Source organism: Phyllobacterium sp. SB3, from assembly GCF_040009165.1.
GTDB lineage: Bacteria > Pseudomonadota > Alphaproteobacteria > Rhizobiales > Rhizobiaceae > Phyllobacterium.
This window is the reverse complement of sequence record NZ_JBDYKI010000002.1, coordinates 936,149-955,328: the sequence shown is the minus strand read 5'-3', so window position 1 is coordinate 955,328 and position 19,180 is coordinate 936,149. Positions and strand designations below refer to the sequence as shown.

Annotated in this window: 19 protein-coding genes and 2 pseudogenes; 6 read left to right on the top strand and 15 right to left on the bottom strand. The window is 55.4% G+C overall.

Annotated elements, in window-relative coordinates; genetic code table 11:
- The first annotated feature begins 8 nt into the window (after positions 1-8).
- Positions 9-659, top strand: coding sequence for an Isoquinoline 1-oxidoreductase subunit (locus ABKW30_RS11065; protein WP_348598938.1), 651 nt, complete (start codon positions 9-11; stop codon positions 657-659).
- Between the two features lie 62 nt (positions 660-721).
- On the opposite strand, the gene ABKW30_RS11060 is transcribed toward ABKW30_RS11065, so the two are convergent.
- Positions 722-1,360, bottom strand: coding sequence for a nucleotidyltransferase family protein (locus tag ABKW30_RS11060; protein ID WP_348598937.1), 639 nt, complete (start codon positions 1,358-1,360; stop codon positions 722-724).
- Between the two features lie 550 nt (positions 1,361-1,910).
- On the opposite strand from ABKW30_RS11060, the gene ABKW30_RS11055 reads away from it, so the two are divergent.
- The gene (locus ABKW30_RS11055) at positions 1,911-2,237 is read left to right on the top strand and encodes a hypothetical protein (RefSeq protein ID WP_348598936.1); all 327 of its coding nucleotides are present in this window, start codon (positions 1,911-1,913) and stop codon (positions 2,235-2,237) included.
- Between the two features lie 164 nt (positions 2,238-2,401).
- Here ABKW30_RS11055 and ABKW30_RS11050 read toward each other — a convergent pair whose 3' ends face one another.
- The 4 genes from ABKW30_RS11050 to ABKW30_RS11035 all read right to left on the bottom strand — a co-directional run bounded on the left by ABKW30_RS11050 (position 2,402) and on the right by ABKW30_RS11035 (position 5,183).
- Complete coding sequence (locus tag ABKW30_RS11050; protein ID WP_348598935.1) at positions 2,402-2,584, bottom strand: hypothetical protein; 183 nt, start codon at positions 2,582-2,584, stop codon at positions 2,402-2,404.
- 34 nt (positions 2,585-2,618) lie between these two features.
- Positions 2,619-2,957 (bottom strand): FecR domain-containing protein, encoded by a 339-nt coding sequence (locus ABKW30_RS11045; protein WP_348598934.1) that lies wholly within the window; start codon positions 2,955-2,957, stop codon positions 2,619-2,621.
- Between the two features lie 223 nt (positions 2,958-3,180).
- Complete coding sequence (gene groL, locus ABKW30_RS11040; RefSeq protein WP_348598932.1) at positions 3,181-4,809, bottom strand: chaperonin GroEL; 1,629 nt, start codon at positions 4,807-4,809, stop codon at positions 3,181-3,183.
- A gap of 59 nt (positions 4,810-4,868) precedes the next feature.
- A complete protein-coding gene (locus tag ABKW30_RS11035; protein ID WP_348598931.1) occupies positions 4,869-5,183 on the bottom strand; it encodes a co-chaperone GroES in 315 nt (104 codons plus the stop codon).
- Between the two features lie 278 nt (positions 5,184-5,461).
- Between ABKW30_RS11035 and ABKW30_RS11030 the strand changes: the two genes are divergently transcribed.
- Positions 5,462-5,734 carry an usg protein gene (locus tag ABKW30_RS11030; protein ID WP_348598930.1) on the top strand — a complete coding sequence of 91 codons (273 nt, stop codon included), beginning with the start codon at positions 5,462-5,464 and terminating at the stop codon, positions 5,732-5,734.
- 253 nt (positions 5,735-5,987) lie between these two features.
- Here ABKW30_RS11030 and ABKW30_RS11025 read toward each other — a convergent pair whose 3' ends face one another.
- From ABKW30_RS11025 to wrbA, 5 genes and pseudogenes are all read right to left on the bottom strand, one after another.
- Entirely contained in the window at positions 5,988-6,485 is a 498-nt protein-coding gene (locus ABKW30_RS11025) for an RES family NAD+ phosphorylase (protein WP_348598929.1), read from the bottom strand.
- Positions 6,486-6,493: 8 nt separating this feature from the next.
- Positions 6,494-6,844: a hypothetical protein gene (locus ABKW30_RS11020; protein ID WP_348598928.1), complete on the bottom strand. Its 351-nt coding sequence runs from the start codon at positions 6,842-6,844 to the stop codon at positions 6,494-6,496.
- Positions 6,845-6,995: 151 nt separating this feature from the next.
- Positions 6,996-7,618, bottom strand: a pseudogene (locus ABKW30_RS11015) (SDR family NAD(P)-dependent oxidoreductase); the annotation flags it as partial.
- A gap of 505 nt (positions 7,619-8,123) precedes the next feature.
- The gene (locus ABKW30_RS11010) at positions 8,124-8,987 is read right to left on the bottom strand and encodes a pirin-like C-terminal cupin domain-containing protein (RefSeq protein ID WP_348598927.1); all 864 of its coding nucleotides are present in this window, start codon (positions 8,985-8,987) and stop codon (positions 8,124-8,126) included.
- Positions 8,988-9,066: 79 nt separating this feature from the next.
- Entirely contained in the window at positions 9,067-9,666 is a 600-nt protein-coding gene (gene wrbA, locus ABKW30_RS11005) for an NAD(P)H:quinone oxidoreductase (protein ID WP_348598926.1), read from the bottom strand.
- A gap of 144 nt (positions 9,667-9,810) precedes the next feature.
- Between wrbA and ABKW30_RS11000 the strand changes: the two genes are divergently transcribed.
- Positions 9,811-10,704: a LysR family transcriptional regulator gene (locus ABKW30_RS11000; protein ID WP_348598925.1), complete on the top strand. Its 894-nt coding sequence runs from the start codon at positions 9,811-9,813 to the stop codon at positions 10,702-10,704.
- Between the two features lie 277 nt (positions 10,705-10,981).
- Here the strand turns inward: ABKW30_RS11000 and ABKW30_RS10995 are convergent, their stop codons facing one another.
- Positions 10,982-11,881: an SDR family oxidoreductase gene (locus ABKW30_RS10995; RefSeq protein ID WP_348598924.1), complete on the bottom strand. Its 900-nt coding sequence runs from the start codon at positions 11,879-11,881 to the stop codon at positions 10,982-10,984.
- Between the two features lie 100 nt (positions 11,882-11,981).
- On the opposite strand from ABKW30_RS10995, the gene ABKW30_RS10990 reads away from it, so the two are divergent.
- Complete coding sequence (locus ABKW30_RS10990; RefSeq protein WP_348598923.1) at positions 11,982-12,815, top strand: helix-turn-helix transcriptional regulator; 834 nt, start codon at positions 11,982-11,984, stop codon at positions 12,813-12,815.
- Positions 12,816-13,260: 445 nt separating this feature from the next.
- Here ABKW30_RS10990 and mazF read toward each other — a convergent pair whose 3' ends face one another.
- Complete coding sequence (gene mazF / locus ABKW30_RS10985; RefSeq protein ID WP_348598922.1) at positions 13,261-13,596, bottom strand: endoribonuclease MazF; 336 nt, start codon at positions 13,594-13,596, stop codon at positions 13,261-13,263.
- Positions 13,596-13,835 (bottom strand): AbrB/MazE/SpoVT family DNA-binding domain-containing protein, encoded by a 240-nt coding sequence (locus tag ABKW30_RS10980; protein WP_348599011.1) that lies wholly within the window; start codon positions 13,833-13,835, stop codon positions 13,596-13,598. The genes mazF and ABKW30_RS10980 overlap by 1 nt, the downstream gene beginning before the upstream one ends.
- A gap of 682 nt (positions 13,836-14,517) precedes the next feature.
- On the opposite strand from ABKW30_RS10980, the pseudogene yghU reads away from it, so the two are divergent.
- Positions 14,518-15,421 (top strand): annotated as a pseudogene (yghU, locus tag ABKW30_RS10975) (glutathione-dependent disulfide-bond oxidoreductase).
- Positions 15,422-15,795: 374 nt separating this feature from the next.
- Here yghU and ABKW30_RS10970 read toward each other — a convergent pair.
- Positions 15,796-17,952, bottom strand: coding sequence for a TonB-dependent siderophore receptor (locus ABKW30_RS10970; protein WP_348598921.1), 2,157 nt, complete (start codon positions 17,950-17,952; stop codon positions 15,796-15,798).
- Between the two features lie 270 nt (positions 17,953-18,222).
- Positions 18,223-19,098: a MurR/RpiR family transcriptional regulator gene (locus ABKW30_RS10965; RefSeq protein ID WP_348598920.1), complete on the bottom strand. Its 876-nt coding sequence runs from the start codon at positions 19,096-19,098 to the stop codon at positions 18,223-18,225.
- Positions 19,099-19,180: the final 82 nt, after the last annotated feature.

Below are 19,180 nucleotides of genomic sequence, written 5' to 3'. Positions count from 1 at the left end.
GACGCAGGATGAGACGGAATCTTACATTCACCTCGATATCTGTGTGCCTTGTTCTCAATGCGGTAATCGCTGTTTCCAATATTTCATGGGCGCAGGAGAAAGTTGCACCCACACCTGCGGATTTGAGGCCAACATCGACCTTTCAGTCGATCACCGATGAAAAGCAGCGTTCAGTCGCCCTTTTTGAAGAGGCAGGGAAAGTTATCCAGCATCCGCGATGCGTCAATTGTCATCCGGCAACCGACCGGCCACTGCAGAATATCTCCATGCACCCACATCAGCCCCCGGTTACCCGCGGCGACGGCGGTATGGGCGTTCCGGGCATGATGTGCACCACCTGCCATGGCTCGGAAAATGTTCCGGTCATTGGGCAGTCAGAAACCATTAAAAGTATCCCCGGCAATCCAAATTGGCATCTGGCACCGATAGAAATGGCTTGGGAAGGAAAAAACCTGGGTGCCATCTGCGCGCAGATAAAAGACCGGCAGCGAAATGGTGGCAAATCGATCGATGAAATCGTTGAGCACATGGCGCATGACAGTCTGGTCGGCTGGGCGTGGCGACCTGGTGAAGGCCGTGAACCGGCTCCGGGAACTCAGGAAGCGTTTGGCGAATTGATCGAGGCATGGGCCAGGACCGGGGCAGCGTGTCCGTTGTAGACAAATGGCCGGGAAACAATTGCGAGAAGCCCAAGACTCATCGGGCATCCAGAACATCCCGCTTATGGTCCGGTTTGGTTGGCCTCTCGATCAAGCAAACCGCCCGCTGCAATGATTGCTTCCGGCGTGTCTACGTCGTAAATGGCTGCATTTCCGATCTCCACCTCAATTACATCAAGCTCGAAGACATCCAATATTTGCCGGGCCCCGAAATCGCCTTTCAACGTTGTCACCCTTTCGTAGAACGTTGAGGGCAGGATGACCGGGTGACCTGGAACCCTTCCCGATACGGCACGAACAATGGAGTTGCCGTTGTTCTCCCGAAATATCGTGATCAGTCTATTCAAATGTTCAGTTTGCACTTTCGGCATATCGGCAAGCAGAACTATTGCACCGCCGGCGGAACTTACGCGTTCTTCGGAAATTCCAGCTACAATAGAGCTCGCGATACCGACCGAAAAGTCCGGGTTATGGACAACATGGGCGCCCATACCATCAATGCAGCTCTCTATATCTTCACGCTTATAGCCCGTGACAATTGTAACGGACGACGACATACTTGCCATTGCGATTGCAACTGTTCGTCTAATCAGTGGGACGCCATCGAACTTTGCCAGTAACTTATGGCTGTGATTACGCATTCTGGTTGCCTGACCGGCTGCCAGTATAACTGCCGCGACAGTGATCTTGGGTAATTCCATAGGTCAGTGTACCTGAAAAAATCCTCCGTTTCAGTGGGAAAGGGAAGACTGGCAACCACAATGAATGTTTTCCACCAACAAAATGGCGCTCCAACGCACTTTGGTGTGGCCGTTATGCGTCGAAGGAGATGTATCGGCATAGCGTGCACAAATCCATTTAAAGCCTCCGGTAGGCCTCCTTGAATTGGCCAGGGCTAGTGCTGCGACGATTGCAAATAACCTTATTTTGAAAAGGCCGATAACAGCAGATCCTCGTGGGCACTGATTGCTGCCTTAAGGTCTACAATTCCTCCTCCACTCCGGGAAAACCGCGTCAAGGATCGCGTTGAGCGGAGCCGAGCCGAGAGCATGGAATTGACGCAAATATGGGTCGTTTCGCAGAAGAGCCTGTGGCAGCCAGGTAGAAGCGTCGCGAGTTGTGCAAAGTTGAAGTGTCACTTTGAGCTCTGTACGGCACCCGCCCCGGTCCGAGCGGCCGATCCCGGTTGCAGGCTCAGATCGGGGCGGGTAGGAGTATCGAAGGCACCAGTTATTTGATATGAAACCAGACATGAAGTTTAGAATTTTCCCCGAATACTCAGCCAGGGAGCGCGAGACAGAGACAAAAGCTACGATTGCAACATGTGCATTCTTCGCTGTTGTCTCAGTGATCGGCCTCGGGCTTTTCTTCTATGGTGGAGAAGTGCCGCCCACTGGAAGTTCATTTTGGTCAACAATTCGTTGGGGCGCTTTGCTGGTCGGTGCGATCTCCGCATTTTGCACCATCCAGAGCCTGTTCGATGTAATGATAGCTGCCACGGTGGGACCTGAACGCGCCATCGCGATGATAATTGTGGTCACATTCGGCGGGGCAGTCTTTGCGTGGTTGGCATATTAGCCGGTAAAGACTTAGTCTGTGAAAGCCAGACATAAAACGAAGGCGCCGGCTAACAGTTGGGTACGCAAGAAGAATGGATTGCGACGCGTCTTGCCGAAAACATAGACCGCCATATATGCGACGCTGGCGATGAGAGCGTAGATCAACCCCAGGGTCGCAATCCCTCAATGGTGCCCGATGGGCTCCTGTACTGCGGTGCGTAGCCGCCCTATTTCCTCCGCCACATAGGAAAGTGGCGCATCGTCGACGGAAAGCTGCTTCGCCCCATGCAGGCGCAGTACCACTATCAATCTTTCGCGTTGGACTGATGCCTGTCGCAGACCCCCGGGAAACCTGCTCGCCTTCATTCACCTGCACTGCCCATGAAACACCAATTCGAGGTTATATGACCACTGCGTGTTGAGTGACCGTCACATCTGTTTCAGTATCCCCTACCCGGACATCGAAAGCCGTATCGAGCGCGGTGAAATGCGTGCTACTCGCTTCGACGGAAGATGGCCTGCTGGCATCGGCGGTGACCTCAAAGAAGGCCCGCCCGCGCAGAAGCTTGACAATGCGCCGGTTTCCTTCGAAACGGAAGGCAACGGTCGATGAGGCGTTGATCTGGATTTTCGACCCATCTTCCAATGTCAAAGGCATTCCGCCAGTACCGGACATGAGGTTGGCTTGCAGCCGCATTGGGCCATCGAACTGGGAAAAGTCAAAAGTGCCATGCCGCATCAGTCTGTCAACTCTTCGCTCAATCAACCGTACTGGTGGCAGCGCACGGGCATTCAACCGTATGTTTTTGGAGTATCGTAGCCGGGAACCGATCGATATTCTGTGTGAGATACGCCATCCTCGTTCAAGTTCTGGCTGAAACAGTGTGAATTGCAGGGAGATAACCCTGCAAGGTTATGCAGGTCGCCCGCCCCCGGTAAAAGGGCGGGCGAGAATGCCTGCCCTAGAAGTCCATGCCCGGACCAGCAGGCATGGCTGGAGCGGATTCCTTCCTGGGCTTCTCGGCAATCATGGCTTCCGTTGTCACCAGCAGGCCAGCCACAGATGCTGCATCCTGAAGCGCCGCGCGTACCACCTTTGCCGGATCAATGACGCCCTGGGCGTAAAGATCGCCATATTCGCCGGTCTGGGCGTTCCAGCCGTAGGAGAACTCCTTCTTCTCCCGCAGCTTGCCGACGATCAACGATCCTTCAGCGCCAGCGTTCTCGGCGATCTGACGGACGGGTGCCTCTATTGCGCGGCGGACAATATCGACGCCAACGCGCTGGTCCTGGTTGGCCGCATTGAGATTGTCCAGCGCTTTGACGGCACGCAGCAGCGCCACCCCGCCACCTGGCAGGATACCTTCCTCTACGGCCGCGCGCGTGGCATGCAGGGCATCATCGACGCGATCCTTCTTCTCCTTTACTTCAACTTCCGTGGAGCCGCCAACGCGGATCACAGCCACACCGCCAGCGAGCTTGGCAAGGCGTTCCTGCAGTTTCTCACGGTCGTAATCGGAGCTGGTTTCTTCGATCTGGGCCTTGATTTGGGCGACGCGACCATTGATTTCGGTCTTGGAGCCCACTCCATCGATGATCGTTGTGTTCTCCTTTTCGATCGCGACTTTCTTCGCGCGACCGAGCATGTTGAGCGTAACATTCTCCAGCTTGATGCCGAGATCTTCGGAGATGACACTGCCACCGGTGAGAATGGCAATGTCCTCAAGCATCGCCTTGCGGCTATCACCGAAACCCGGAGCTTTTACGGCAGCGATCTTGAGGCCGCCGCGTAGCTTGTTGACGACGAGCGTTGCGAGAGCTTCACCCTCGACGTCTTCAGCAATGATCAGGAGGGGCTTGCCGGATTGCACGACAGCTTCGAGCAGCGGAAGCATGGCCTGGAGGTTCGAAAGCTTCTTCTCATGAATCAGGATATAGGGATCTTCGAGTTCGACTCGCATCTTGTCCTGATTGGTGACGAAGTACGGCGAGAGATAACCGCGGTCAAACTGCATGCCTTCGACAACCTCGAGTTCGGTCTCGGCAGTTTTGGCTTCCTCTACAGTGATTACACCCTCGTTTCCGACCTTTTCCATTGCTTCGGCAAGATAACGACCGATTTCCTCATCGCCATTGGCCGAGATGGTGCCGACCTGAGCTATCTCCGAATTGTTGGAGATCTTGCGGGCATTGATCTTTAGTTCGCTGACGACGGCGTCAACAGCAAGGTCGATCCCACGCTTCAGGTCCATCGGATTCATGCCCGAAGCAACCGCCTTGGCGCCTTCCTTTACGATAGCCTGGGCAAGCACGGTCGCCGTGGTCGTGCCGTCGCCGGCAAGATCGTTGGTTTTGGAAGCGACCTCACGCAGCATCTGGGCACCCATGTTTTCAAACTTGTCTTCCAGTTCGATTTCCTTGGCAACCGATACACCGTCCTTGGTAATGCGTGGCGCACCGAAGGATTTGTCGATAACGACGTTGCGGCCTTTCGGGCCGAGGGTTACCTTCACGGCATTAGCGAGCACATCGACGCCGCGCAGCATTCGATCACGGGCATCGGTGTTGAATTTGACGTCTTTCACGGCCATTTTTTCACTCCTTCATTAGGCAGCTATAATTAACTGTTAGACTGAACTTCAGAGGCACGTCAGGCGGCTTGTTTGTGCTGAGCCTGCGCGTCGATGACCCCCAGGACATCGCTTTCCTTCATGATCAGCAGGTCTTCACCGTTGATCCTGATTTCAGTACCGGACCATTTGCCGAACAGGATATGGTCGCCGGCTTTGACATCGAGCGCCTGGATCTGTCCCGTATCATCGCGCGCGCCGGGGCCTGCTGCGATAACCTCTCCTTCCTGCGGCTTTTCCTTGGCGGTATCGGGAATGATGATGCCGCCCTTGGTTTTCTCTTGAGATTCAACCCGGCGGACGAGTATGCGATCATGCAGTGGTCTAAACGACATGTTTTCCTCCAATGGACAAACAATGATGACGTGTTCCCCTGACCGGACCGGATGACCAGTCCGGGCGGGAGCAAAATCTCTCTCGAGCATTTTGCGCAAATTGATTTGGTTTTAGGATTTTGCCATTTCAAGGGGAACCGAGAAAAAATTAGCACTCGCCGTGCATTGCTGCCAACATATTGGAAAGAAACAAGAAACTGACCTTATGCGTTAAAAAAATATTGATTGCGGAAATTTTTTGCGGCAATTTTCGACCGTGATGAAACGGAGATGAAGCAATGCGATTTTCATCGGATCTGGAGCGACAGTTCAACGGCTATGGTCTCACCACTGCGCATATCCTCTACCGCATTCCCGACTTCGGATCTCTTCTGCAGACCTATGTCTGGCAGGACTATGATCTGGCACCCGATTTTCCGCAAATGCAGAAGTTCCTGGATTTCTGGCAGACTAACCTTGACGGACCACTGCATTCAGTCCGATACACGCATCAGCATCTAATCGGCCCGAACGAATGGCGCTGCATCGACGGCGAGTTCAAGCTGCACTGACAAGAACTCTTCAGCTTTCGACTTGTTCAGTGCGGATGAGGCACTCTCCCGAGGGCACCGTAACCTTAACTTTGCAGTCGACGCAGTTTGATCTTTGCGCGTTTTTTCAGGCGCTTTTCGAGCACGCAATTTCGCGCCACATGTGAGTGGCAGCCTGGCGTGGGTTTCGATAATCGTTAGAGTTGAATTGATTGCGAGGGAAGTGGTGAAGGTTGTAGATCGGATCGTGAGTGAAGTACGAGTAGCATGGCCCCTATCTTGATAACCGGTTCTCGTCGTCAATCAGACTGAGGCGAGAGCTAGCTGTATCATTCCATTTCCAGAGCACGAGATTGAGATCGACTTCGGATGCGCCAGGAGCAAAGCTTCGTACGAGAAGCCCCTGATAGTCAGCCGCAATCAAATCTCTGGCAAATGTTTGTGTTCTGGCTTCACCCGTGGCTTTCATCTGCTCGCGCCATGTTGGGTCTGCCAGCATATCAGCCTCCATATCCCAAGTCCTGAGTGCTGCAACATTTCTGCAATCAAAGATGCGCTCAATCTCGGCATCATAAGAGACCAGTGTGGTCGGTTGAAGACTACCCACCTGATTGGCCTCTCTCAAAGCCGTCATCACTGAAAGCGATAAATAGAGCGCTAGCATACCCTTGGGATTAAACCGCCCTCCGTAGAGTTGAGCGCCACGCCCAGACAATGGTTCACGGGCATAGATGGGATTGAGTGCGCGATACAGCTTTCCTCGATAATGCATCAGCATAATCAGGCATGAACGCCTGCATCGACCGCATCTATATATTCAAGCACATCGTCAGATCTGCCGTTTCGCACAAGTTGCATTGCTGTCTGCCCAGAAAATCCGGAGAGCGGCTCTGACCGGTACCAGGCATAAGCTATAAGACCTGATCCGAAACGCGCCTCGACCTTGTTGATTATCTCAACCATCTCTCGCAGACGTCGTTGCGTCTTGTCGGACCGAACACGCTCTTTACGCTGCACCGCATCTTTTCCAAGTCCGATGGTTCGGGCAATTTCATCGCTCGTCGTCCTAAACGCATCTGCAATCTTGCGCGGTGCGAAAAGGCCATCATCAGCATATTGAGCCAAACTCATGGTGTTACCTTCCAATCTACTACAGCACTTATGACGTTATATAGCGTCAAAAATAGCGATATTCAATCAGATGCATAGGGCTTATCCGTTTTTATGCTCAGAAATCCCATCATCCAGTTGCACGGTCTTCTCGGCCGTACATGCGAAGACCTGCCATAAGCATTGGACCGACGGAGAACTCCCCTGCCCTCGCCTTTTCAGTCAGAGCCCGCAGATACCCGCCAGAAATCTCGGTTACACGAAGGTTCGTCCTGCCTCCTGCCTCAACGCCTCGGTAGCTGTAAGCACTGCATTCTTGGTAGTGGCGTAGACGCCCATCGTCGGGACTATTTTGATGCCCGCCGTCGAGACAACGTTGATCACATGGCCGCTTCCCCGGCGCGCGAACACAGGAAGGGCGGCGGCGATACCATAAAGCGTGCCGCGCAGATTGACGTCGATCATGGCGTCCCAATCGTCGACGCGTAGCGCGTCGAAGCGTGATATTGGACCGATCCCGGCATTGTTGACGATGGCATCGGGCCTGCCGGCGCGCTCAATCGCCAATGCGACCAGCGCTTCGAGATCGCCCCGGCTACGAACGTCGGCCACCTTCAGCGCTACCTTGCCGCCAGCGGCGGCAATCTCGTCCACGCACGCCGCAAGCGCCTCTTCGTTGCGAGCGCCTGCCACAACGAAAGCGCCACGTTCTGCCAACAAATTCGCCGTCGCTCGGCCGATCCCGCTGCTTGCGCCTGTGATGGCGACCACCTTGCCTTCGATGCCCAATGCCATTCTCCTTCAAGCAGGCAGATATGCCTCAGGCTTATTTCCCTTAGGCTCCAGGCTGGCGGAGGAAACTGCGATTGTCCGTTCGGACGAATTCCTCCATCAAACGACCCTCGTCATTGGAGACGAATATGTTAATCAGGACACTAGGTGACCCTGCTTCCGTTCGGCGGAAGAGACCCGGCGGGTGACATAGTGAATTCCCGGACAAAGCAACCCTCGATCCAGGTCTGGCAGGCAACCTGGTTGCCTGCCACGATAATGCTGCCGCGTCGGATCGAGCGGTCGTTGAAAGCCTCGCAGATCGATTTGAAGTATACTTGCAAGCCCTCATAGTCGGTTTCGGCGCCATCCGGACTATGGAACCGAAACTTCTGGGTGTCGAAGTACGTGGCGATCTCGTCTGGTGACGCGCTGTCGATTTCACTCCTGCCTTAACCAAACGATCGACGAGTTCTTTTCGGCTAAGTTTCATTGTTACACTTCTCTTGGTTTACGGCGAAGAACCGGGTCAAAATTCGCTGGTATCTGCGCTGGTCTCACCCGTTTGTTTGTAAGGTTCGAGCACACCCATTTCGCCACGTTCATATCTTTGCCGTATCTCGGCCATTTGCTCGGAAGTGGTGGCAACGAACGGACCTCCGTAGAGGATTGGCTCGTTTATCGGTGTGCCTCCTCCAAACATGAATTGCAGGCCAGTTTTGCCAGCGGTAATAACCACGTTCTTGCCTTCTGCAGAAAAGTTGACGAGTGTCTGCGGCGCTATATTCGTCCCGCCTGTGCTTGCGCTGCCTTCGAGCCCATATACAAACGCCATTTCCCTGGCAGCGATCCGGAATATCTTGTTCGGCTTGAGATAGACGTGCAGCAGGTCAGCGTCAGTCACCATCTGGTAGGGCGTGCTTTTCCCGGCATAGGTTCCATGGACGATCCTGACCCGTGCATGGTCGTCTTCGACTTCCGGTACATCATCGGGATCGACATGAATTGATTGTGGTGTAACCAGGCGGTCTTTTTCGGCGTGATTGAACCAGATCTGGAAACCTCTGGTTTCGACACCCTCCGTCTTCGGGAATTCGTCGTGGTGCATGCCGGCGCCTGCCTGCATGATGTGCAGCCCGCCAGGCTCAATGAAGCTCAATCCGCTGAGATCATCCCGATTGATGAAGCTGTCCTGGCTGTCGGGCCGCATATAGGTCATCACCGAAATACCGGCGTGGGGATGCGGGCCAAATACCGGCAACGACATCCTGAACTCCGAAAACATCAGGTATGGTTCGATGGGATAATCTTTGGCAAATATACCAACACCGCTAAGTCCCGGGGCGACTGGCTTGGCTTCCAGATCCACTTTTCCAATGACTGTCTTGTTCATAGCACTTGTCTTTCCGCGCTCATCTCGAACCCCTGACATGGCCATGAGAGCACCAGGCTTCAGCTTACGACTGCACACATCACGCCAACTGTTTCCTGGCCGTTTGAGCGATCAGTTCGCCCTGGACGCGGGCGCCGGCCAGTTCATTTTCGGTAGGCTGCCGCGTTCCGTCACCACCGGAGATTGTCGTTGCACCGTACGGGCTACCACCAGTGACCTCATCCACTCGCATCTGCCCCTGAAAACTGTAGGGCAGTCCGACGATGACCATACCAAAGTGCAGCAGGTTCGTGATGACGGAGAACAGCGTCATTTCCTGACCGCCGTGCTGGGTGCCACTGGACGTGAAGGCTCCGCCGATCTTGCCGTTCAGTGCGCCTCGTCTCCACAGACCGCCGGTTTGGTCCAGGAAGCTCGCCATCTGCGACGACATACGGCCATACCGCGTCGGTGTGCCGACGATGATGGCATCATAGTCGGCGAGTTCCTCGACTGTGGCGATGGGAGCAGTCTGGTCCAGCTTGAAATGGGCAGCGTTGGCGACTTCGTCGGGAACAGTTTCGGGAACCCGCTTGATGTCGACTGCCGCACCTGCCGACCGGGCGCCCTCGGCCACGGCCTGCGCCATTGCTTGGATGTGGCCATAGGATGAATAGTAGAGAACGAGAAGCTTTGGCATCGGAATTGTCCCTTGCGTGGTTGTGTGGTGTCTGATCTCGACCGCATTCGAACGTCGCGTTGATTGCTGTTGCCCATGAAGGTAAGACTTGGCGCTGATACAAAAACCCGTAAAATACTGGGAATAACGTTCAGGATTTTAGAAATGCCGGGACCCGCAGTGCCAAGCCTGGATCAACTCCACGTGTTCCTCACCGTCGTCGAAACGGGCAGTTTCGCGGCCGCTGGCCGCAAATTGGGGCGAGCGACCTCGGCCATCAGCTACGCGATTGCCAATCTGGAGCAGCAGCTCGCCGTACAGTTGTTCGACCGCGACCAGACCCGCAAACCGACACTCACCACAATGGGCGCGGCGGTGCTGATAGATGCGCGGACCATCTGGGCCGACGTGAGCGGCTTGCGTGCCCGGATCAACGGCATGCTCGGTGGTTTGGAGTCGGAAGTCTCGATCGTTGTGGACGTCATGCTGCCCACGGACCGCCTGGTCGATGTCCTCCGGGCCTTCGAGCGGCAATTCCCGACGGTCACTCTCCGTTTGCATATCGAGGCCCTGGGCGCCGTGACGCAGCTCGTACTGTCGGGTGCAGCGACGGTCGGCATCAGGGGGCCGGGTCATCCCGCTGTTGTTGGTCTTGAGCGGGTCGGCATTGGCGGGGTTGAGCTGGTGCCGGTTGCCGCTCCGGACCATCCGCTGGCCCGCGATGCGACTATCCTGCCCGGCATGGCCCGCAACCATGTACAGCTTGTGCTTGCGGATCGTTCAACAATGACCGAGGGACGGGATTATGGAGTGATCGCCGGGCGATCGTGGCGTCTTGCCGATCTTGGCTCGAAGCACGCCCTGCTGCTGGCCGGCATCGGTTGGGGGGGTATGCCCGAACCGATGGTGCGTGCCGATATCGCCAAGAGGCGGCTGAAGAAGCTTGCACTGCCGGAATGGAATACCAGCTTCTATGCCATGGAAGCAATCTATCGGACCGAGTCGCCGCCCGGACCCGCCACCGGGTGGCTGATCGACCGATTCGTGCGGTCAGCCTGATCACCGTCAAAACGATTTATCAATAGCGAGCACCGCCGTGGAACCGAGCATCAATCTGCAAGAGCCATACGCGCGTTGGTCGCTTTCAGCCACGGCATAACTCGCTGAGCGGCTTACATGAGGCTCGAAGCGAACGCTGCAGCCAGGCTTCCGACTGCACGCTCCCTTGATTCGGGCGGCCAGGATACCCGGATCTGCCGGTTCCATGTAAGATTCAAAGGCCGCCGTTCAGGCGGCCTTTGTCTCGGCATTTAACGATTGAAAGCAGCAGGCCACGTCAGGCCGTTTTCACGGAATAATCCATCTGCTGCAGGTCTTCGAGCAAGCGCGGACCAGTCGGTACCCAGCCCAGTTTCTCCCGCGTCTGTGCGCTGGATGCCACTATGTCTGCGGCGGCGAACATGGCGAACCAACCGAAATGCGGTGCCGCCTCGTCCGGCGACAGAGAGACAACCGGAAGATCGAGGCCGGCGGCAACCACCTCGGCTATATCCCGCGCCGCCACGCCTTCTTCCGCAACAGCATGGTAACGCGCACCTGCCTCGGCACGCTCGAGAGCAAGGACATAGAGCTTCGCCACATCGAGTACGTGGCCGGCCGCCCAACAGTTGGCGCCTTGTCCGACATAGGCGACCACACCCTTGTCCCGTGCCATCGCGATATAGGGGGAGATCAGGCCCTGCTTGACGGTATCGTGTACCTGAGGGAGCCGCACGACGGACAGGTTCACGCCTGCTTCAAGCAAGGCCTGTCCTGCCAGTTCCGACGCAATGCGCGGATTGAAATGATGCGCATCGAAAATGTCTTCCATGGCAGGTTGACCATTACCCGGATCTCCCATCCCAACGCCCGAAGTGATGAGCAATGGCCTTTCCGATCCCTTCAGAACGGCTCCGAGCGCAGCAAGGACACGGCGATCCTTTTCGCAATTTGCCACGAAATTCGTAAAATCATGATCAAAAGCAGTATGAATGACAGCATCTGCGTCCCGTGCTCCGTCTGCCAGCCCGGCTGGATCCTCCAGCGTTCCGAGATGCGCGCCTGCGCCCGCCGCTGCCAAGGCGTTCGCTCCGGCCCTGGAGCGGGTGAGGCCGATCACTTCATGACCTGCGGCCAGCAATTCGGGAAGAATGCGGGACCCGATGAAACCGGTGGCACCTGTTAGGAAAACACGCATGGAATGTCTCCGATATTGACTTTTCCCCTTGATCTCATGAAAAATTGTCCTGTTAAAGTAGTGACTTTATCATAGTATAATTACCAACAGGATCATGAGCATGAGCGATTCCGAAAACATCCTGGGCACATTCCTGCGCGACCGGCGTATGCGGCTTGACCCTGCGACATTCGGCTTCCAGGTCGGACGACGCCGCACGTCAGGCTTGCGTCGCGAAGAGGTCGCCCAGCGCTCGAACATCAGCCCGACCTGGTACACCTGGCTGGAGCAGGGGCGTGGCGGAGCGCCATCAGCACATGTGCTCGATCGGATTGCCACCGGGCTGATGCTGACCGAGCCCGAACGCGACCATCTTCACATTCTCGCTTTCGGCCATCCGCCTGAGCCGCGATACCACCAGCCCGAAGGCATCACGCCGCGGCTGCAACGCGTCCTCGACGCCATGCCCTTCAGTCCTGCCATTATCAGGACGGCGACATGGGATGTGGTGGCGTGGAATGCGGCTGCAACCGCAATCCTGACGGACTATGCAAAACTTCCCAAAGCTAAGCGCAACATCCTTCGCATGATGTTCTCCGACGAACGGGTGCGTGCTGCGCAGGATGATTGGCAGAGTGTCGCCCGCTATGTCGTTGGTGCTTTCCGGGCCGATGCCACCCGTGCCCGTGCCGGTGTGGAAATTCAGCAGTTGGTCGACGAGCTTTCGGCCAGCAGCCCCGAATTCAAGGCACTTTGGGACGACAATGAAATCGCGGGGTTCCAAGATGGTATCAAGCGTCTCCACCATCCTGTTCTGGGGCCTATAGAACTTGAATTCTCGACCTTTGCGGTCGAGGGAAGATCTGACCTCATCATGATGGTTTACAGCCCGGCGAACGCTGAGGTGATGGAGCAGTTTCGCTCCCTGATTTCGAGGGTACGACGGCTCCCATAATAAATTGGGGCTTGCGGTAACCCTGCCGGAGTCAACTGAGCGTATTCCCAACACGTTCAGCATAATTTGCATAGTTTCCAGGAGCTTTTAACAGGTGGGTGTCGTGCTGGCCTGTCGCTTTTGATACCTTGGCCACTGGGACGGAAGCACCGTTGGTCATTTATGATGCTCCAAGATATTTCCAGCGTGCTACCGTACCTGTGCTGGAGCCAAACGTCCGCTGTGCCGGGCAAAGAAAAAAGACCTACTCAGCGCCCTCCCGTTACACGAAGAAAAAGTTGTAGGTATGTCCTGACCGGATTTACAGAATGCCCGATGCGGTGAGAGAGGGTTATCCCGATTGGCGGTGCTGATCCTTTCAGCTTTCACAGAGACCTTCTCCCAGGCAGTTGCCCAACAGATGGAAAGGATAGCAGTTCTAAAAGCTCGAAGCGCGATAGCTGCGTTAGATCGCAAGCAATGCTTTAATTTTGGCCTTTACCTCCAACAATATCTGAGCAGGAACGCGCCCCTTATGAACTGCGCTACGTGCGTGCCAATCAAGGCTTTTAATCTGGTCTGCCAGGATTACACTCGGCGGGTCTTTTGATACCTGCACTTCAAAGACATAGCCTTTGATTTTTGACGACATGGGACAACAAATCATCATTCCTCGAATGCCATTATAGCGGGCTGAGGACAGGACAAGAGCAGGCCGATGGCCTGCCTGTTCGTGTCCGGCCTGCGGATTGAATTGCAACCAAACAACATCGCCGGCGTCAGGAACGTATGCTGTAGGCATTACCAGATTTCCTTACCGACCGCGGGACCAAAGTCTGCTTCTTCGGGAAACGTCTCCGCGCTCATCTGGTTAAGCATCTCGTCAAGCTGGTAGACTGGCGTCTGTACCGGCGCAATAATGACCCTGCCTTGATCATCGGTGCTCACTTCCACCTCCTGCTCAAGGTGCAGTGATGCAGCTGCCATGATTTTGGCAGGTATTCGGACCGAGGCGCTGTTGCCCCATTTTTTTATTTGCACTGTCACTGTATAGCTCCGTATCAAATTTTGGGGGACACTACCAGAAATCGCGTTATGTGTCTACAAATGTATCAACATCTTCATGTAGCGAAATTACCGGACATTTCGGTTCATCAAACCATCAATGAAATGAGTCTGTCGAGCCATTCCGATTCATTCTTTGAATTGGACCAATACCTGCCATGGTCCGATTATATCACCATGGCAGGCGAACCAATTGAGATACATTTGCAACGTAAGATCCGGCTTTCAACATGGCCAGATACCATTCACTTTCCTGCAGCCAACACCGTTTGCTCCCCTGGATCACGGTGAATGACCCGCCGGCTCGCGTTCCGCGCGCGATCGTGGTACGGTTCGAGGCGATCGCCGCGTTCGAGGTGGACATCGTGGCCGGCAAGGCGACCGACTAACACAGTTCCTCGGCTGTGGATCGGAGCGCCAGGATATCGGCCTCAACCGCGACGCCTACACGCGAGTGCTGAAGCAGGTGATGTCGCGACGTCTACCTGGACGTTTTCCGAGCACGTCGCCTTGGGTCAGATGTCATCGGCTTCTGCGCCCAGGCGGGCACATCGACAGCTTCCAGGGGTATTTCAGATGAAGAGTGATTGCGTTTCCGCATTGAGGGATGCCAGACTTGGTAGATTAATGTGTTTTCGTAAAGACGAGGTTGAATTCAATGACCGAGAAATCCCCCACCGACAATTTCCCCGCCGGCTATTGAGCTACCGACAATCTGGACCTGGGATAAAGGTAATGGTGGCGCATTCGCCACTATCAACCGACCGATTGCAGGCCCGACCCACGACAAGGAACTGCCGATCGGCAGGCATCCGCTGCAGCTCTATTCACTGGCCACGCCCAATGGCGTGAAGGTGACGATCATGCTGGAAGAACTCCTGGCCGCCGGCTATGCGGGTGCCGAATATGATGCCTGGCCGATCCGCATCGGCGATGGCGACCAGTTCGGTTCCGGCTTCGTCGAGGTCAATCCGAATTCCAAGATCCCGGCGCTCATGGACCATGCTCCGAAGGGCGGCGGTGCGCCAGTCCGCGTCTTCGAGTCGGCTTCCATCCTGCTCTATCTCGCAGAAAAATTCGACGCCTTCCTGCCGGGCGAGCCTGGCGCGCGTGCACAGACGTTCAACTGGCTGTTTTGGCAAATGGGCTCCGCCCCATTCCTTGGGGGCGGCTTCGGACATTTCTATGCCTATGCACCGATGCACATCAAATACGCCATCGACCGCTATGCCATGGAAGTGAAGCGCCAGCTTGACGTGCTCGACCGCCATCTTGCGGACAACCGGTTCATGGCCGGTTCCCAATACACTCTCGCCGACATGGCCATCTGGCCCTGGTACGGCAACCTGGCGCTCAATCAGGCCTATGGTGACGCCGGCACCTTCCTGGATGTCCAGAGCTACAGACATGTGCAGCGCTGGACGACCGAAATTGCTGCCCGTCCGGCGGTCAGGCGCGGGCGTATGGTCAATCGGCTGAACGGCGATCCGTCCGAGCAACTGCATGAGCGCCACGACGCCTCCGACTTCGAGACGAAGACGCAGAACAAGATCGGTGAGTGACGGGCCGAGGAGGATTGGATACGAAACTATCCGGCATGACCGACCACCGGGGCTTTCCATCCGGACGTCGGGCACAGGCATCCAGTTCTCCATCCGCCGTCGCCAATCAGCGCGGGTCAACGCGGCGGGGCCGCCTTTTGCCCAACAGCAGCGCGCGGACAGGTCAAAGTGCAAGATCTCGGCTGAGCCCAAACCCGTCCAGAACTCTTTTACTGACACAGGGCGGCGCGGCCCACGGCAGCCTTGGTCTTGAGCAGAATCGAACTCATGATCGACAAACCAGTTCAGGTGAATTTGCGCTGCATCCCAGCGTTTGCACGAACCGGGAGCATGTCAGCAAATCTTCCTGCGATAGATGCGGGCCGTTACAGATATCAGAAAGTGATCGATGCGTTGACGAAATACGTACGTGGCTGACCGACAAATTTGCCCCCATTGTTATCCGTCGCCCGTGTAAAATATTCCTTGTCGAACAGGTTCTTCACGCCGACCGCGAACTTTGGAGCAAATTTGGCGTCTTTGGGTTGATACGCCGCGCGCAGATTGACGATACCGTATCCCGGGATGTCGCCAAGCCGGCCGGTGGCATCTTCATCGGTGACGTAGTCCGCCCCCTCTGCGGCGGTGCCGGGAGAACGCTGTTTGGACTGGGCAAGCACATCGGCATTGAAAATCCAGTCCTGATAACGATAGCTGGCACCCACAGTTCCGATGTGTCGCGAATAGAATGGCAAATCTCTCCCTTTGAACGCACCCGCCTGATAGGTCGCCTCCGTATAGGTGTAGGTTGCATAAACGGACAGCCCGTCGAGAGCCGGCAGCAGACTGCCAAGATCATATTGGGCTGCCGCTTCAATGCCCTGATGCTTCGTTGCGCCAAGGTCTGTCCATACACCTTCGCCAACGATAGTACGGCCAAGATAGAGCTCCTTGTCGAAATCGATGTAGAAGGCCGTCAGTTCTGCCTTAAAATTATCGCCCTGGTAATGCGTGCCGATTTCGTAGGTGGTTGCCTTCTCCGGATGCAGGCCATCGGTCGTTGAGGCAAGCTGGCTGTATTGCTGCGGACCAAAAGAGACGCCGGCGTTACCAAAAACACTCCAGGCATCGTTAACCTGATAGGCCACCGACAGCGTTGGCAACCATTCCCTGGCATCGATTTCAGGGGAGCTTACGTCCGTGACCAGGCCAGCTGACAAATTGGTTACTGTATTATGCGTACTGATCATCTCGTAACGAACGCCGGGCGTAATCGTCCAGTTGCCGATCTCGATCTTGTCATCGACGTAGAAGGCATGCGCCTTGGTTCCGCCATCGCTTGTCTGGTAGGTGTCCATCGACAGGCTATAAGGGTTCCCCCCGGTTGCGCGATCATAAAATGCTGTCCGACCCGCTACTTCGGTGCTTTCCTCCCACAGGTAGCGGTAACCAACGGTCACTTCGTGATTGATCTCGCCGGTTTCGAAGATACGGGAATATCGGGGCTCGATACCGAAATATTCGTAGTCGCGAGGCGCAGACGTGAGGCGGTAAAGACCCGCATTTGCTCCGGTTCCCTGTTGTTCTACGTGACTGCCTCGGAATGATTTTACATAATAGCCAAGAACCTCGAAATTGTTCTCGCCGTCATTGTGCTGATAGCGCACGGAGATATCGGTACGTCTGCCGGTAAACTCATCATGCTTGCGTGTCGATTGATAGGGATTATCGGCATATTCTTCCGTTGTCAGCCCGCCCGGCATTCTGCCTTCACCTTCATAATGATGAAACTGGGCGCTGATCGTATCCGTATCGGAAATCTCGTATTTTCCTTTGAGAATGATGTCGTCGATGTCCGTGCGATCGTTGCTGTCTCGATAACCGTCGCCATGAATGCCCGAATAGAGGATTGCAGCGCCCAGCCCGTCTGCGTTTGTACCGCCGATCAGGACGTTTGGGGTCGCCTTGACATTGCCATTGCCACCGGTAATTTCCGCGCCTGACGCAAAGCGTGCAGTAAACGCATCCGGGATCGGATGCGTCACGAAATTGATAATCCCGCCGACGTTTTGTGGACCATAGCGCACCGAACCGGCGCCACGCACGACGTCGATTGTCTCGACATTGCCAAGCGTCAGCGGAAACAGCGATAATTGCGGCTGGCCATAGGGGGCATAAGACAGTGGAATACCATCCATCAACACTGTTGACCGCGGTGAAAGACGCGACGTGAGACCTCGAACACCGAGATTAAGCGAAACATCGCTGCCGCCAGTCCCGTTGCTGTCCTGAACCTGAACGCCTGGTATTTGATTGAGCGCGTCACGCACGTCGACGGCACCTCTTTCTTCGGCTTGCTCCTTGCTTACGATTGTGCGTGCGCCTGGATGTTTGAGAACTTTCTCTTCGTCGGGCTGATCCAGCCAATTGCCCGTTATCGTAATTGGGTCGAGTTGAATCGAATCCGATGCATCCTGGGCGAAGCCCTGGATGGGAACAAGCGCCACGGTGGAGAGAAGGGCAGCTTTTATCGTCCGCGTCCTGAAGGTCATAGATATCCCCCTGAAAAAACAAAATTCATCCCATCACGCCAGGCACTCCTGGCGCGCAAAAACCGGGCTCAACTGTGTGGATCGGCCTGCCCGACGTCTTCACCGAAAGGTGGAGGGCGGTGCTCGCAGACGCACGAGGACGTTATGTGAGAACATGAAATCATATTGTTTCGCACGGTTTGGGATGGCAACACGCCGTCTGATAATTCTACTACAGTATTGTAGTTAAAATTTCAAACAAACATTACTCTTAAAGTCATGTTTTTTGATCTATCTGTACCCGACCCTATTTCGAAACGATGCCAAACGGTCTTTTGTCTCAACTGCCGTCTCTGGCTTTTGCACAGCCACGCCATAACAAAGGATATCTGCTATCACCATGGCGCTTAAATTCCAGCTGGCAAGCTTTGATGGCACACCCACACATCGGAGAGCGACAGGCACTTTGTCAGAGTACAAGGTCTGAAGTTGCACACCACTGACGAGAATGACCGGAATGCCGGCAGCTTCCCCCTGAGTGACAACAAGCTTCAATTCCGGCGTGTCGCGAAGCGCGTGAAAGAGGATGATCACGTCGCCACTGCGAAGATCGATGAGTTCGTTGGCAAGGGTGAAGCCTGATGAACCCGTGGTGCGCGTTCTGATCCCGACGCGACTAAGTCCGACAGCACAATGTTTCGCAATCGCTTCCGCAGTACCAAATCCCATGGTCCAAACAGTGTCGGCCTGTTCAAGCAAGGAAATGGCGCGGCCAAGCTCCATGCCTTCTGCCAATTCTTGTGATGATTTCAGGGCTTCTTGCGCCTCTGCGAACATCTGCCGGGCAATCTTGGTCATATCACTACCTGTGGCCCGGAAACGCTGTTCCAATCGCTTGCTCGCTGGCGTTGAAGAGGCCAACTCCCGGCCACAGACGCGCTTGAGCTCCGGCAGTCCGCTGAAACCGAGCCGTTTTGCTGTCCTGACGACCGTTGCGTCACTGGTTCCGGTCTCCCGTGCAATTTCTTCTGCACTTCGAAAAATCAGGACGTCGAGTGGCATTGAAATCAGATGCTCGGCGACGGCAAACTCCGAGCGACTGAGATTTGGTCTGCTGCGATCGAAGTGCTCCCTCAGCGTTGAGGAGGTGCGCTCGTGTAATGCCATTCAGTAATAAGCTTTCATGCGTTGACTCTATGCCTACACGGAACACAAGGACATAGGCACGGTCAACCTCAGATCGCTCAGG